At 39.3% G+C, this 1,398-nt stretch carries 2 protein-coding genes; both read right to left on the reverse strand.

All coding sequences use genetic code 11. From position 1 onward, the window contains the following. Positions 1-715, reverse strand: a 715-nt coding sequence (locus tag F6K13_RS33205) for a glucose-6-phosphate dehydrogenase (RefSeq protein ID WP_287289938.1), incomplete at its 3' end; no start/stop codon positions are given. A gap of 332 nt (positions 716-1,047) precedes the next feature. Continuing rightward, the coding region (locus F6K13_RS33210) for a transaldolase family protein (RefSeq protein WP_287289940.1) at positions 1,048-1,398 on the reverse strand (351 nt) is incomplete at its 5' end.

Genomic DNA, 1,398 nt, shown 5'->3' on the forward strand with positions numbered 1-1,398 from the left:
TAATCACTGTTGCAGAAACAGTGATTTGAACGTTATCGACAAATTGACGATTCCATAGGGGTTCAAAAATGGCATTGGCAAATCGAAATACCATTAAGTTTTGAACTGTTTCTTTTCCTAGATAGTGGTCGATGCGATATATTTGCTCTTCTGGGCAAACTTGGCGAACGATTTTATTGAGTACCTGGGCTGAACTGAGGTCTCTACCAAAGGGTTTTTCAATTACTAATCTATGTTTTTTGGGGTCTTCTAACATTCCTGCTGCGCCTAACTGTTGAGCAGCTTCTCCAAAAAAGCGTGGTGCTACAGATAAGTAAAATACGCGATTACCTCGCGTACCTCTTTCTTCGTCAAGTTGGCTCAAAAATTCTTTTAGTTTTTGGTAATCTTCTGGTTTGTCGATATTACCGGGAGAGTAAAAAATCCCTTTGGCAAAGTCATTCCAGAGTTCTTCAGATTGTAATCCACCACCAAATTCTTCTACGCCAGTCCGCATTTGTTCGCGGAAGTAATCATGGCTCCATTCTCTGCGTGCTACTCCGACTATTGTTAGTTCGGGGGGGAGTCTCCGCTCTAGCTTCATTTGATAGAGTGCTGGAACGAGTTTCCTTTGAGTTAAGTCCCCTGAAGCACCGAAGATAATTAAAATCTGGGGTTCTGGGACTCGGTCTTGTTGTAACCCAACCCGCAAGGGATTTTCTAATAATGCTACCATCTATGTTGACTCCTTCTAATTTATTTACTTATAGAAGCTTGTTTGTTTTTGCCGAGGTGTGCTATTTTATTATTTCACTACAATTAGCTATGTTGATTGTTTTATACTAAATAATTAAATAATTCAGCGTCTTTAGCTACATTAATTTTAATTTTTGGTCATCAGTCAAACCGTTTTTTTTTAAGTTTCGGCTGTCGCCGACATGAAAATGACTGATGACATATAGCAAGGAACGAGTTGCTTAGGAATTAGGAATATAGATTGATGATGAACCGTATGCTTTTCCCACTGTTCCCTGTTCCCTGTTCTCTGTTCCCTGCTATAAGATTTTTCTAACTTGAGACAGGTGCTAATTTTTTGACTTTTTCTTCTAGGGAGTTAATTAGGGAACTAAAGGGTTTGATAAATTTGTCGATCCCTTCTGCTAGCAGTTCGTCCATAACTTGGTCGATATTGATATTAATATCGGGGTCTTTAAGACTTTCTATTAGCTGCATCGCTTCTTCTATATTAGTCTCTACTCGGTTATCAACATGACAGTGATCAGCACAAGCATCTATGGTTTGGGGAGGCAAAGTATTTACTGTATCAGGCCCAATTAATTCATCCACATACATCACATCACTGTAGGTGGGATTTTTGGTGCTAGTACTTGCCCACAATGCAAAGGCTATTATGGGCAA

It is taken from the genome of Okeania sp. SIO2B9 (assembly GCF_010672505.1).
Lineage (GTDB): Bacteria > Cyanobacteriota > Cyanobacteriia > Cyanobacteriales > Microcoleaceae > Okeania > Okeania hirsuta.